Origin of the sequence: Parasynechococcus marenigrum WH 8102 (assembly GCF_000195975.1) — a bacterium.
In the GTDB taxonomy this organism is placed as follows: Bacteria; Cyanobacteriota; Cyanobacteriia; order PCC-6307; family Cyanobiaceae; genus Parasynechococcus; species Parasynechococcus marisnigri.
Genome location: NC_005070.1, coordinates 328,773 through 340,857, shown reverse-complemented (window position 1 = coordinate 340,857; position 12,085 = coordinate 328,773). Strand labels below are relative to the sequence as shown.

Below are 12,085 nucleotides of genomic sequence, written 5' to 3'. Positions count from 1 at the left end.
GTTAATCGCGACCCAGTACGGCTCGCACCGTTCGGCTCAGACCTTCAAGGGTCTGTGGCAGGAACGGTGCTTTGAGCACCTGACCGCCGATGCGCAGGCTGATACCCGCCAGTACGAGGTTGGCGCTGGCCAGAGCCAGCAAGGCCTGACTCAGGCTCAGGCTCCAGGTCTGTTGAATCCACAGCACCAGAGCCACCTCGCCGGCCAGCAGCGCCAACAGCATCGAGGTGCCACCGATGGCCATGAACAGCCCACCACTGATCAACCGGCGCTTCTCCCGATCCACCTCCTGCAGGGCCATCCGCACGTGCAGATCCATCACAGAGGCCGCCAATGCCGTCACCCGTGCAGCGGCTCCGAATCCTCGCGGTTGTTGTTGGGAATCGGTCATCAAGAACGCCGTCCGCCACTGAGCAGCGAGCCGATTAGCACACCCACCCCAAGGGCTACGCCCACGGCCAGCAGGGGCCGCTGCCGCACAGGCTGTTCAATCCGAGGCCGCAGGGTTGTGTTCAACTCATCCAGCAGCTGCTCCAACTGCTGTTCCAGCGGATCAAGACTATCGGCCAGATGACGTCCCCCTTCTCCCGCTGAGTGCATCAGCTCCTCAAGCTGCTCCCGCACCCCCTGGGGGGTCAGTCCAGTGTTCTGCTCGATTAAGCGCACCACCTCATCCATGCTTCCTCGAGTTGCTTCCAAGGTGTGCTGGGCCAGGTCCGGCCAGCGGCGACGGATGCTCGGCAGCAGGCTGTCAAAGCGCTCGCGGAAATGATGATCGGAGCTGCCGTTGGGCTGCGCGTCCATGGCGGCTTGAAAGAAGTCTTTTCACAGGGTAGTGAGCGTCAATCCGCTGCAACAATCCAGTTGAAAACACAAATGAGATGGGCTGATCGCGATGACGCAGGTGGTTCTGCACATCGGCATGCATAAAACCGGCTCCACCGCTATTCAAAAACGGTTGGAAGCCAATGCTGAACTTCTCGATCGCCTTGGCATCAGTTTCGATGACGACAGCAAAAACCAACTGAAATCAGCCGCCAAAAAGCGGGATTTCAAGCCCTGGCGCCAGAAGCTGCGGCAGGCCCGAAAGCGCAACAACAGCACGCTGCTGATTTCCAACGAGGTGCTGTCCCATTTGCTGGCACCCGAGCCGAACCAGCCCGGAGACTGTCATGGCACCTGGCTCACCGAGGCATTCCTGAACAAAGGCTGCAGCGTGACCTTGGTCGCCTTCATCCGCGATCAACCCAACTATCTCAATTCCCAATACACCCAGCACGTCAAGAAGTTTGGTCTCGACTGCAGCCTCGAGACCTTCGCCCGGCGAAAGATGGATCACACCAAAGCTCGGGGCGAATGCGATCCCTGGCGGTTATTCGGCTGGATCCTTGAGGATCCTCGTCTGACCGCACATCTTCTTCCCTATGGCGGCACGAAGGCCGCAGATCCGTTTCAACAACTTCTCCACGTCATCGGGACCGCCAGCACCACATCCTGGCGAGATATTCAACGTGTCAACGAACAGCCCGGACGACTAGCGATAACGACCGCTTTGGAGGTGCTGCATCAGCGCGCTCTCCAGGAACGTCCCCTGACCGGGCGGCGCGAACGCAAGCATGCGTTTCGCAAGCTTGAAGCCGCGGCCAAGCGCCATGACTGGCCCAAGGAGCGTTACAACGGACTAACGCCTGCTCTCTATCGCGAGATCCGGGCGCACTACCGCAGCGGCAACGACGCGTTCGCCCAGCGGGTGTGGGGTGAGGCCAACTGGGCAACCCTGTTCCCCGACGAGCCCCCAACTGAACAAGCTGAACTTCGTTGGCATCAGCGTTGGCTTGTGGAATGGGAAAGCTGGCGCATCTGCCGGACTCTCCAGCGTTGACCATGGCCCGTTACGCCCTACTGCGCCACACCGGCGCCCCGGACGACCCCAGCGGCTGCCACTTTGATCTACTGCTGGAGGACGGCGACGCCTGCCGCACCTGGCGCCTGGCCAAGGTTCCAGCCCTCAATGGCATCAGCCAGCCAGCTGTGCCTCTCGCCCCCCACCGGCTGGTGTGGCTGGAGCACCGCAGTGCCGCCGTTTCAGGCGGGCGCGGTTGGGCGGAGCGCGTCATGTCCGGTCACTTCAGCGGTTCGCTCCCGGACAACCCCGCGGATCCTTTGGTGTTGACCCTGCTCGATGGCGACCTGCAGGGTCTGCTGCGAATCCAGGCCGGGCAATGCTCCTTAACGCGCACTTGAGCTTTTCGTCTGCTCCGCTACTTTCAGCTCGCTGACAGCCCCCGCTCCTGTTGGTTCACATCAATCAGGTCGGGCTGACGCAGTTCAAGTCGTTCGGTGGGGCGATGACGATCCCCCTCGAGCAGGGGTTCACCGTGGTGACGGGACCGAATGGCTCGGGCAAGAGCAACATTCTTGATGGCGTCCTGTTCTGCCTTGGCCTGGCCACCAGCCGGGGGATGCGAGCAGACCGCCTGCCGGATCTAATCAACAGCGCCGTGCTTAAGGCGGGCAAGGCCGCCGAGACGACGGTGTGCGTCCGCTTCGACCTCAGCGACTGGCAGCCGGATGCTGCTGAAGACGGTCTCGAGGCGCCGGAGGAGGGTCCCTGGATCAAACCGGGGCAGACCGAATGGACCGTGAGCCGCAAGCTGCGGGTGATGCCTGGGGGGTCCTACAGCTCCAGCTACAGCGCCGATGGGGTGGCCTGCAACCTGCAGCAACTGCAGACCCAGTTGAGGCGGCTACGCATCGACCCCGAAGGCAGCAATGTGGTGATGCAGGGCGATGTGACCCGCATCGTCTCGATGAGCAACCGCGACCGCCGCGGCCTCATCGACGAACTGGCCGGTGTTGCCCTGTTCGACAGCCGCATCGAGCAGACCCGCCGCAAGCTCGACGACGTGCAGGAGCGGCAGGACCGCTGCCGGATCATCGAACAGGAACTGCTGGCCAGTCGCCAGCGCCTGGAAAAAGACTGCGCCAAGGCTCGCCAGTACCAGCAACTGCGGGAACGGCTGCAGCTGGGCCGCCGTCAGGAGATGGTGCTGGCCTTCGAAGCGGCAGGCCAAGCACTCAGGGATCTGGCCAGCCGTCAGCAGGCCCTTGAAGCCCAGGAGCAACGGGATGCTGCGGCAATCGCCAGCGGCAAGGAGAGTCTCAGCAAGGCCAGCGCCGAACTGCAAACCCTGCAGGAGCAGGTGAAAGCCCTGGGGGAAGATCAGCTGTTGGCGGTTCAGGCGGAGCTGAAGGGTCTGGAGACCAGCGCTCGGGAGCTGGAACGGCAGGCCGGCCGCCATCAGGAGGAAGGACAGCGGCTGCAGGGGTTGCGCCATGACCTGGCCAACCGCCGCCAGGACTGGCTGCACCAGTCCCGCGAGCTTGAGCAGGATCCCCATCAAAATTCTCTGGCTGCTGCCGAGGCCACCTGTCGGGGGGCGGAAGCAGCGGTGGAGGTCTCCAGGCGGCGCCTTGGTGATGTCGCCGGCCGCTCCGGTGCCTGGCTGGAGGAGCAGAAACGACGCAGCGGCCGTCGCCAGGAGCTGCAGGTCGCCCTGGCACCGCTGCTGGAGGAACAGCAGCAACTGCAGGAGCGGCTGCGGCAGGACGCGGAACGGCTGACGGAACTGCAGCAGGAGCAACAGCAGGACGGCAACGACGAGCAGGCGGTGCAGCAGCGACTGGAGCAGCTGGAGCAGGACTGGCAGGCCCTGCTCCAGAGCCTCTCGTCCGGAAAACAGGCGCTGCAGCAGACCGCAGACTCCCTGGCGATCCAACAGCGCACCCGATCGCGACTGGAGCAGGAGCAGACCCGGCTGGAACGGGAGATCGCTCGGTTGGAAAGCCGCCGCGACGCACTGCAGGAGACCCGCGGCACCGGCGCCCTGCGCCTGCTGCTGGAGGCCGGTCTCAACGGCATTCATGGCCCGGTGGCGCAATTGGGGGAGGTGGAGGACTGTCACCGACTCGCCCTTGAAGTGGCCGCCGGCGCCCGTCTCGGTCAGGTGGTGGTCGATGACGACCGCATCGCCGCCCAGGCCATCGCGTTGCTCAAAAGCCGCCGCGCCGGCCGGCTCACCTTCCTGCCCCTCAATAAGATCCGCGCCCCAGGCGGTGGCAACAGCGGTGCTGCCTTCGCCCGGGGGCCCCGCGCCGGCGGAGGCGAGAACAGCGATGGCTTGGTGGGCCGCGCCGTCGACCTGGTGCGGTTTGAGCCCGTCTACGACCAGGTGTTTGCCTACGTCTTCGGTGACACGCTGGTGTTCAGCGATCTCAGCAGTGCCCGTCAGCAGCTCGGCCGCAGCCGCGCCGTCACCATCGATGGTGAGCTGCTGGAGAAAAGTGGCGCCATGACCGGCGGCAGCCTGTCCCCCCGCAGCGGTGGACTGAGTTTTGGCCGCAGCAGCGATCAAGACGAAGCAGAGCCATTGCGGAGGCGCCTGCTGGAACTGGGGGAAACCCTGGCCGCCTGCCGCCGGGAGGAATCAAAGCTGGCCCAGACCCTGGAGCAGCAGAAACCACAACTGCGGGAGCTGGAACAACGCCAGGCCGCCCTGGTGGCCGAACGCAATGCCGCCCGCCGCAACCATGGCCCCCTGCTGGAACGCAGCCGGCAGCGAGCTGAACGCCTGAGCCGCCTGTCACAGGAGCAGAGCGATCAGCAGCAACGGCTGGCGGTGATCGGACAGGAGCTGACGCCACTACAGGAGGAACTGCACCAGCTGGAAGCCGCTGAACGCAACAGCGACGGCCATGACGATGCCGGCGCCTGGCAGCAACTGCAGCAGGATCTGGAGGCGGCTGATGGCCGCCTGGACAGCGCCCGCAAGGAACGGGACGCGCTGCTGCAATCCCAACGCGAACGGCAGCTGGCGATCGAACGTCTGGGGGACCAGCGCCAGACCCTTGAGGAGGAGGAGCGCCGGCTGCAGGAGGCTGTTCAGGCCCTGGCCGCAACCCACACCAGTTGGCGCGAGCAACAGCTACAGCTGCAACAACAGCGCAGTTCCCTGCAGCAACAACAGTCGGATCTACAGGAACGGTTCGGCGAGCAGCGCCGCGCCAGGGATGCCGCTGAAGCGGAGGTGGGCCGCCAACGGCAGGCGTTGCAGCAGGCCGAATGGAACCTGGAGCGGCTGAAGGAGGAACGCGAGGGACTGATCGAGGAGCAACGCAGTGGCGCCGTGAGGCTGCAGGAGATGGAGCAGGCCCTGCCGGATCCCCAACCTGAGATTCCCGAGGAGCTACGACTTGCAGGGCTGGAAGCCCTGCAGGCCGACCTGCAGACGATTCAGCAACGCATGGAGGCGCTGGAGCCGGTGAACATGCTGGCGCTGGAGGAACTGGAGGCCCTCGAGCAACGGCTGGCCGAACTCAACGAACGACTGGAGGTGCTCAACAGCGAACGGGAAGAGCTGCTGCTGCGGATCGAAACCGTCGCCACCCTGCGCCAGGAGGCCTTCATGGAGGCCTTCACCGCCGTGGATGGTCATTTCAGGGAGATTTTTGCCTCCCTCTCCGATGGCGACGGCCAACTGCAACTGGAGAATCCCGACGACCCCCTCGAGGGAGGCCTGACCCTGGTGGCCCATCCCAAGGGGAAAGCGGTGCGGCGGCTGGCGGCAATGTCTGGAGGGGAGAAATCCCTCACCGCCCTCAGCTTCCTGTTTGCGCTGCAGCGCTTCCGCCCCTCCCCCTTCTATGCCCTGGATGAGGTGGACAGCTTTCTTGATGGCGTGAACGTGGAACGCCTGGCCGCACTGATTGCCACGCAGGCCGAGCAGGCCCAGTTCATGGTGGTGAGCCACCGCCGACCGATGATTGCGGCGGCGGAACGGACCATCGGTGTGACCCAAGCCCGCGGCGCCCACACCCAGGTGGTCGGACTTCCCGATGCCGCCTGAACTGGCATAGCAGAACCCTTACGTCACAATGGCGCGATGAGTCTGACCCCTCCCGCGAACGACGCCCAGGCCGGGGTGCCCAGCGACCGCCTTTGGTTGCGCTCGGAGCTGATGGGAACCCAGGTGATCACCCGCGACACTGGCCGGCGACTGGGGGTCGTCGGCGAGGTGATCGTCGACATCGACCGCCGCGAAGTGGTGGCCGTCGGACTGCGTGACAACCCCTTGACCCGCTTCCTGCCGGGTCTGCCCCGCTGGATGCCGCTGGACCGCATCCGTCAGGTGGGGGACGTGATCCTGGTGGATTCTGCCGATTCCCTCAGCGACGGCTTCAATCCTGAGCGCTATGGCCGGGTGATCAACTGCCAGGTAATCACCGAATCCGGCCGACAGCTCGGCCGGGTGCTCGGGTTCGCATTCGACATCGAAACCGGTGAACTCACCACCCTGGTGATGGGTGCCCTGGGGGTGCCCCTGCTGGGGGAAGGCGTTCTCAGCACCTGGGAAATGCCGGTGGAGGAGATCGTCAGCAGCGGCCCGGATCGGATCATTGTTTACGAGGGCGCTGAAGACAAACTCAAGCAGCTCAACAGCGGTGTGCTGGAGAAGCTTGGGGTCGGTGGACCGAGCTGGGAGGAGCAGGAGCGGGAGCGCTATCGCGTCAATCTGGTGCCGGTGGAGAACCAGTTGAGCTCCGGCCAACCGGTGGAGGAGGAACAACGGCGGCTGACCGCTTCAGAGACCGCCCGCTTTGAACCGGAGGAGGATCTGGAATATGTGGAGCTAGAGGAGCAGCGCCGCGACGAGATGCCTCAGCGCCGTTATCTCGATCAGGAGCCTGAGGATCCGTATCCGCTGCCACGCCGCTCGATGCCGGTGTCGCGCCGCGCCATGCCACCAGAGCGTGAGCCGATGGATGTTGAGCCCATGGATGTTGAGCCCATGGATGTGGAACCATTAAATAGAGAACCCATGGGAAGGGAACCGATGGAGCGCGAACAACCGCAGCGCCGCAGCCGGCCGACAGCTTCTGACGACGACCTGGACGACCCCTGGTGAGGACGGTGTAATTCGCGGGTGATCACCCAACTCCTGCGTGACGTCTCCGCCAGTCCGACGACCTGAGCGGCGTCTGCGTGCGGTCCCTGCCCCCATACCAGCAGGGCGCCAGCCCTGGACCTGGCTGTACCGCGGCGGGGTTTTGATTCTGCTCAGCCTGATTGCTTACAACGTTGCCAAGCCCGACGGGTTGGAACGCTGCGTAGAACAACGCTACCGCCAGGTCCTCAGTGGCCATCGACTCAGCGATGGCCAGATCCGTCAGGACGTGCGCGTCAGTGAGCGCAACAAGGCCACCAACTACTGCAACGGCGGCACCGGGCAGCTGCACTGGCAGCCCTGAGGATCAACTGGCCTTGAAGTCCAGCGAGGCACTGTTGACGCAATAACGCTGACGGGTGGGAGCGGGGCCATCAGGAAAGACATGCCCGAGGTGGGCATCGCAGCGGGCGCAGTTGATCTCCACGCGCACCATGCCGTGGCTCAGGTCCTGCTTGGTGGTGATGGCCTCCGAGGAAACCCCATCCCAGAAGCTGGGCCAGCCGGTGCCCGACTCAAACTTGGTCTGCGAGCTGAACAGCGGTGCGTCGCAGCAGATGCAGTGGTAGGTGCCGCTGTCTTTCTTGTTCCAGTAAGCCCCTGTGAATGCCCGTTCGGTGCCACCGCAGCGGGCCACCTGAAACTGCTCCGGAGAAAGCGTCTGCCTCCACTCCTCAGGGGAGCGTTCGATTCGCTCGGACATCGGACACTTCAGGAAAAGCTGTTAAACCCTAGGCAGAGTCCAACTGGCGAGGCAGCAACTGGCGCACCTCCTCCGCCAGAGCAGAAACAGCACCGGGTCGCCCTCGCAAAGCCTGAAGGTCAGCGCGCTGGCCTTGCAATCGCTCCGGTGCTGCCAGCCATTCCGCTGCTTCCGCGGCGATCTGCTGGGGTGTGATGGCCCCGACCCGTTCGGGCACCACCGCCCGACCGGCACTGATGTTGGGCCAGGCCATCCATCCGTTGTTGCGCAGCCGCCAGAGGGAGAGCAACACACCGATGATCCGCCGCAGACCGGGCAGACGGGCCAGCAGACCCAGGCCTCCATCCCAGGCCTGCATCACCTCCAGGTGCTGGGTTGGCACGATCACGATCATCGGCACCCCCAGTGCGCCCAGTTCCGCCGTGTTGGCGCCAACGGTGGTCAGGGCCAATTGGCATTGACTGAGGGGTCCGTGGGCAGGGTGCTGCTCGATGAGGTCGATGCGAGTGCCGGCCTGGGTCCGCAGCACCCCATCGCTGACATCCATCACGGCACCGCTGTAAGCGCGGGCAATGGGATTGGCCTCTCCGGCAAAACGCAGCAACTCCCCCACGCTGGTGGTCGGCGCCACCGGCAACAGAAAGCGGCAACCTGGACGCAGCTGCGCTAGGCGATCCGCCGTCTCCAGCAGAAACGGCATGCCGATGCTCAACTTGGCCGGCTTGGAGCCCGGCAGCAAACCGATCCATTCCCCCTCCGGCAACGGGGTGGCCTGTCGAGCAAACGTGGATAGATCCGCCATCAGATCACCCACCACCCGGCAGCGGGGCTGAAAGCGGCGGGGCAGCTGCTGAAGCACCGCCTCCGACATCGCGGCCACCCGATCGTTCCAACCGGGCCAGCGCGCCACCCACTCCGCATAGGTGATGTGTCGATACCCCAGGCGAGCCGATAGCAGCACCGTCCAGAACTGATCGCCTCCCAGGAACACCACAACCCCTCGCCGAGGCCAGGGGCCGTAGCGCCCAGGTCGCAGCAGCAGGTCCCAGAACCGCGCTGCAGGGGTGATGCGTTCGAACAGGCCCCAGGGCTCGGCCGCCGCCCGTTCCTGACCGGTGGCATTCGGACAGGGCACCAGCACCAACTGCAGGCTCGCGGCAGTACCCGACGTTCTCGGCCTCAGGGGGAGGGTGGCGTGAAGGCGTTCCGCCAACGGACGAACCCAGGTGGTCAGTTCTCCGGGTCCGTTGGTGACAAGGACAACGGCAGGCCCGGGGTCGTCGGTCGCAGGTCTGGCCAAGGAAATGGAGTGCGGATGGCGAGACTTGAACTCGCAAGGCCGAAGCCACACGCCCCTCAAACGTGCGTGTCTACCAATTCCACCACATCCGCGTGGTCGACTCAGCCGCTCGGGCTTTGTCGAGGAGTGATCATACCGACCGGGGGTCAGGGCCCAGATCATTCCGGTCGTCACTGATACGATCCGCCATCAGGCCTGAACTGCTGCGGGATGCCCATCGGCAAAGTGCTGATCGCCAACCGCGGCGAAATTGCCCTCCGGATCTTGCGCAGCTGCCGCGAACTCGGCATCGCCACCGTGGCCGTTTACAGCACGGTTGATAAAGACGCGCTCCATGTTCAGCTGGCCGATGAAGCGGTCTGCGTCGGCGACGCCCTGAGCAGCAAGAGCTATCTCAATGTTCCCAACATCCTGGCCGCCGCCACCTCCCGCGGGGTCGACGCGATCCATCCCGGTTACGGCTTCCTGGCTGAAAACGACAAATTCGCCGAGATGTGCGGCGACCACGGCCTGACCTTCATCGGTCCCTCCCCCCACGCGATCCGCTCCATGGGGGACAAATCCACCGCCAAGGCCACCATGCAGGCCGTGGGCGTTCCAACCGTTCCCGGCAGCGAGGGATTGCTGGCGGGACCACAGGATGCCGCCGTGCTGGCGGAGCAGATGGGGTATCCCGTGATGATCAAAGCCACCGCCGGAGGCGGCGGCCGTGGCATGCGTCTGGTGCAGAGCCCGGACCAGCTGAACAATCTGTTCAAGGCCGCCCAGGGAGAGGCGGAGGCCGCCTTCGGTAATCCCGGGCTGTACATGGAGAAATTCATCGATCGCCCCCGGCACGTGGAAGTGCAGGTGCTGGCGGACCGCCACGGCAATGTCGTTCACCTCGGCGAACGGGACTGCTCGATTCAGCGACGCCATCAGAAACTGCTGGAGGAAGCCCCCAGCCCGGCCCTGGATCCTGATCTACGCCGTCGCATGGGTGAAGCGGCCGTGGCCGCAGCCCGCAGCATTAACTACGAGGGCGCTGGCACTGTCGAGTTCCTGCTCGACCGCAGCGGTGGGTTCTATTTCATGGAGATGAACACCCGCATCCAGGTGGAGCATCCGGTGACGGAGATGGTGACCGGGATCGACCTGATCGCCGAGCAACTGCGCATTGCCGGTGGAGAGCCCATCAGCGTTCAGCAGGGGGAGATCAACCTCTCCGGCCATGCGATCGAATGCCGGATCAACGCCGAAGACGCCACCCACAATTTCCGACCAGCACCTGGGCGCATCACCGGCTGGCTTCCACCGGGCGGTCCTGGTGTCCGTGTCGATAGCCATGTGTACACCGGCTACGACATCCCGCCGTTCTACGACTCTCTGATCGGAAAGGTGATCGTCTGGGGTCGCAACCGCGACGTGGCGTTATCGCGGATGAAACGCGCCCTGAATGAATGCGCCGTCACTGGGATTCCCACCACGGTGGAATTTCATCTAGCCCTGCTGGATCGCCCGGAGTTCATCAACGGCGACGTTCACACCAAGTTCGTCGAGCAGGACATGCTCAACTGATCGCCTGAGAGCGCATCAGCACCTGGGAGAGCAGTCCCTGCTGTCCCACGAGAAGCTCCCTCAGCAGACTCAACAACCCAACCCAGATCACCGGGGTGACATCAACCCCACCGATCGGAGCTACTACCCGACGGGTGAGTGACAGTACCGGCTCGGTGGGCCAGGCAATCAAGGACCAGGCGCCTTGCTTCAGGTCCACCTGGGGATACCACGTGAGCACGATCCGCAGCAGGAACGCCAGGGTCAGCGCCGCAAGCAGCAACCCCAGGGCCAGATGAACGACGGGAAGCACCTGAAGCAGCGAGGGCGTCACAAAGCTCAAAGCATTGGGACCGGCATCGTAGAAAGCGGGTCCTAATCCCTAGGATCGCTTCGGCTTTGAACCCGACGGCACCGACGCCATGACCCCCTCCCTCTCCAACTTCCTGAGCAGCCTCGTTTGGGGAGGTTTGATCGTTGTGGTCCCCGCCACCATTGGCCTGATCCTGATCAGTCAGACCGACCGCCTCGACCGCAAGCTCTGATCCAACCCTGGCGCCCCTCGTAAACTGAACGTCTTGAGGAGGCGCTTCATTGGTTAACGCCAGTCTGAATTGGGCCAGCATCGTCGGCATCGTGCTGGCCGTTGGTGGGGCGATGCTGTACTTCATGCGCTCGTTTAAGCCGGCCTTGGCGCGGGATTACGACGTTTTCTTTGCGGCCATCGGTCTGCTGTGCGGAGGCATCCTGTTCTTTCAGGGCTGGCGCCTGGACCCGATTCTTCAGTTCGGCCAGTTCCTGTTGGCAGGAACCACCGTGTTTTTCGCCTACGAAAGTGTTCGTCTGCGCGGTGTGGCCACGGAACAGGCCCGACGCTCCGCCTATTTCGATGACGAACCAGCACCACCACGTGAGGCACCGGGGGGCTTAACAGGCAGCTGGGACGATGGATACGACCGCTTTGACGAACCCCAACCGCTGCGCAGGCGTTTCAGCGGTCGTGAAGAGCGCTTCGATGAGGAGCCGATGGAGGAGAGCTACCGCCCGCGTCGCACAGCCACATCCCGCGCTGCCATTCCTGAACAGGCTGAAAGCCGCCGCGGTCGTGACGACGAACGCCCAGAAGAACGCTCGGCTCGTCAGGACGATGAACGCTCCCGCCGCATGGCCCGTTTCCGCGCTGGTGATGAACCACGGGAGAAACGTGCCGACTTTGGTGACCGCCGCACCCAGCGCCAGGACCAGCGCCGTGGCAGCCGTCCCACGGGCCGCAGTGCCGTCGAGTCTGCAGCCGAGGCCGAAACTCGCCCCAGCACATCGGCGAAACCCAGCCGTTCCGCCGCTGAAGATGCTGCCTACAGCGCCAAGAAAATGACAACACCCAACAGGCCTTCAGGGCGACCAGAGAGTTCCGGCAATCGCCCGGCCCCCCGAAGTTCCCGCAGCAGCGGTTCAACATCTCGCCCCCGGGACAACAGCTCCCGCTTCGACGACTGACATCAGTCCGATCGCCGCTGCTGCTGCTGCTGCTGGCCACAAGCC

At 64.3% G+C, this 12,085-nt stretch carries 13 protein-coding genes and 1 tRNA gene; 8 read left to right on the top strand and 6 right to left on the bottom strand.

The features are described 5' to 3' along the window. Position 1: 1 nt before the first annotated feature. Together TX72_RS01745 and TX72_RS01740 are read right to left on the bottom strand one after the other, a co-directional pair. Positions 2-391 (bottom strand): phage holin family protein, encoded by a 390-nt coding sequence (locus TX72_RS01745; RefSeq protein WP_011127219.1) that lies wholly within the window; start codon positions 389-391, stop codon positions 2-4. Then, positions 391-804, bottom strand: a complete 414-nt coding sequence (locus TX72_RS01740) for an ElaB/YgaM/YqjD family protein (RefSeq protein WP_011127218.1) — start codon at positions 802-804, stop codon at positions 391-393. The genes TX72_RS01745 and TX72_RS01740 overlap by 1 nt, the downstream gene beginning before the upstream one ends. 91 nt (positions 805-895) lie before the next feature. Between TX72_RS01740 and TX72_RS01735 the strand changes: the two genes are divergently transcribed. Genes TX72_RS01735 through TX72_RS01715 form a run of 5 tightly spaced genes read left to right on the top strand, consistent with a single transcriptional unit; the run spans position 896 to position 7,308 of the window. Further along, a complete protein-coding gene (locus TX72_RS01735; RefSeq protein WP_011127217.1) occupies positions 896-1,882 on the top strand; it encodes a hypothetical protein in 987 nt (328 codons plus the stop codon). Positions 1,883-1,884: 2 nt separating this feature from the next. Beyond that, complete coding sequence (locus TX72_RS01730) at positions 1,885-2,244, top strand: hypothetical protein (RefSeq protein ID WP_011127216.1); 360 nt, start codon at positions 1,885-1,887, stop codon at positions 2,242-2,244. Positions 2,245-2,294: 50 nt separating this feature from the next. Continuing rightward, on the top strand, positions 2,295-5,906 hold the full coding sequence (smc, locus tag TX72_RS01725; RefSeq protein WP_011127215.1) for a chromosome segregation protein SMC: 3,612 nt from the start codon (positions 2,295-2,297) through the stop codon (positions 5,904-5,906). Between the two features lie 36 nt (positions 5,907-5,942). Continuing rightward, entirely contained in the window at positions 5,943-6,965 is a 1,023-nt protein-coding gene (locus tag TX72_RS01720) for a PRC-barrel domain-containing protein (protein WP_011127214.1), read from the top strand. Positions 6,966-7,002: 37 nt separating this feature from the next. After that, positions 7,003-7,308, top strand: coding sequence for a hypothetical protein (locus TX72_RS01715; RefSeq protein ID WP_011127213.1), 306 nt, complete (start codon positions 7,003-7,005; stop codon positions 7,306-7,308). A 3-nt stretch (positions 7,309-7,311) separates the two neighbouring features. Here TX72_RS01715 and msrB read toward each other — a convergent pair whose 3' ends face one another. From msrB to TX72_RS01700, 3 genes are all read right to left on the bottom strand, one after another. After that, on the bottom strand, positions 7,312-7,707 hold the full coding sequence (msrB, locus tag TX72_RS01710) for a peptide-methionine (R)-S-oxide reductase MsrB (RefSeq protein WP_011127212.1): 396 nt from the start codon (positions 7,705-7,707) through the stop codon (positions 7,312-7,314). A 28-nt stretch (positions 7,708-7,735) separates the two neighbouring features. After that, positions 7,736-9,007: a glycosyltransferase family protein gene (locus TX72_RS01705; protein WP_011127211.1), complete on the bottom strand. Its 1,272-nt coding sequence runs from the start codon at positions 9,005-9,007 to the stop codon at positions 7,736-7,738. Between the two features lie 10 nt (positions 9,008-9,017). Further along, a tRNA-Leu gene (locus TX72_RS01700) sits at positions 9,018-9,099 on the bottom strand. 118 nt (positions 9,100-9,217) lie between these two features. On the opposite strand from TX72_RS01700, the gene accC reads away from it, so the two are divergent. After that, positions 9,218-10,564, top strand: coding sequence for an acetyl-CoA carboxylase biotin carboxylase subunit (gene accC, locus TX72_RS01695; RefSeq protein ID WP_011127210.1), 1,347 nt, complete (start codon positions 9,218-9,220; stop codon positions 10,562-10,564). Here accC and TX72_RS01690 read toward each other — a convergent pair. Beyond that, positions 10,557-10,886 (bottom strand): YggT family protein, encoded by a 330-nt coding sequence (locus TX72_RS01690; RefSeq protein ID WP_144416551.1) that lies wholly within the window; start codon positions 10,884-10,886, stop codon positions 10,557-10,559. The genes accC and TX72_RS01690 overlap by 8 nt on opposite strands. Before the next feature lie 79 nt (positions 10,887-10,965). Between TX72_RS01690 and psbX the strand changes: the two genes are divergently transcribed. Both psbX and TX72_RS01680 read left to right on the top strand, forming a co-directional pair. After that, positions 10,966-11,088 carry a photosystem II reaction center X protein gene (gene psbX / locus TX72_RS01685; protein WP_011127208.1) on the top strand — a complete coding sequence of 41 codons (123 nt, stop codon included), beginning with the start codon at positions 10,966-10,968 and terminating at the stop codon, positions 11,086-11,088. Between the two features lie 49 nt (positions 11,089-11,137). Beyond that, complete coding sequence (locus TX72_RS01680) at positions 11,138-12,040, top strand: Ycf66 family protein (protein WP_011127207.1); 903 nt, start codon at positions 11,138-11,140, stop codon at positions 12,038-12,040. Positions 12,041-12,085: the final 45 nt, after the last annotated feature.

Excerpts from the sequence above, each read along its gene's own strand:
- msrB (WP_011127212.1), bottom strand. The coding sequence starts at position 7,707 with ATGTCCGAGCGAATCGAACGCTCCCCTGAGGAGTGGAGGCAGACGCTT.
- TX72_RS01730 (WP_011127216.1), top strand. The coding sequence starts at position 1,885 with ATGGCCCGTTACGCCCTACTGCGCCACACCGGCGCCCCGGACGACCCC.
- TX72_RS01740 (WP_011127218.1), bottom strand. The coding sequence starts at position 804 with ATGGACGCGCAGCCCAACGGCAGCTCCGATCATCATTTCCGCGAGCGC.
- accC (WP_011127210.1), top strand. The coding sequence starts at position 9,218 with ATGCCCATCGGCAAAGTGCTGATCGCCAACCGCGGCGAAATTGCCCTC.
- TX72_RS01720 (WP_011127214.1), top strand. The coding sequence starts at position 5,943 with ATGAGTCTGACCCCTCCCGCGAACGACGCCCAGGCCGGGGTGCCCAGC.
- TX72_RS01735 (WP_011127217.1), top strand. The coding sequence starts at position 896 with ATGACGCAGGTGGTTCTGCACATCGGCATGCATAAAACCGGCTCCACC.
- TX72_RS01745 (WP_011127219.1), bottom strand. The coding sequence starts at position 391 with ATGACCGATTCCCAACAACAACCGCGAGGATTCGGAGCCGCTGCACGG.
- psbX (WP_011127208.1), top strand. The coding sequence starts at position 10,966 with ATGACCCCCTCCCTCTCCAACTTCCTGAGCAGCCTCGTTTGGGGAGGT.